The sequence below is a fragment of the Neisseria sp. P0021.S007 genome (genome assembly GCF_051956855.1).
The window spans coordinates 1-485 of record NZ_JBQCXA010001417.1; the positions used below are offsets into that span (position 1 = coordinate 1).

Annotated in this window: 2 pseudogenes; both read left to right on the forward strand. The window is 52.6% G+C overall.

Annotated features, from left to right (window positions below):
• Positions 1 to 103 (forward strand): annotated as a pseudogene (locus ACTHUR_RS19475) (ABC transporter ATP-binding protein); the annotation flags it as partial.
• Between the two features lie 64 nt (positions 104 to 167).
• Positions 168 to 485, forward strand: a pseudogene (locus ACTHUR_RS19480) (ABC transporter permease); the annotation flags it as partial.

A 485-nucleotide genomic window follows, 5' to 3' on the forward strand; every position in this document is an offset into this window, starting at 1 on the left:
CGACTCGCCTTGGGTACGCCAGTTTGTCGGCGGTTTGGCAGACGGCCCCGTCGCATACCGCTATCCGGCGCAAACGACTTTAAAACAAGACTTGCTGGGCTGATGTTCCGACGGCCTGAAACTTAAACAAGGCCGTCTGAAACCATTTAACCAATCAACTGAAATCTATGAATTTTATCCGTTTCGTCGGGGCAAAAACCCTCGGCTTCATCCAATCGCTGGGCAGCATTACGCTGTTTTTCCTGCACATCCTGGCCAAATCAGGTACGGCATTTACCCGCCCACGCCTGAGCATCCGCTAGGTTTACTTTGCAGGCGTGTTGTCTGTCCTGATTGTTGCTGTGTCCGGCCTGTTTGTCTGCATGGTATTGGGCTTGCAGGGCTATACGCAGCTGGCAAAATTCAAATCCGCCGATATTTGGGGCTATATGGTTGCCGCTTCCCTGTTGCGCGAATTAGGTCCCGTATTGGCGGCCATCCTGTTT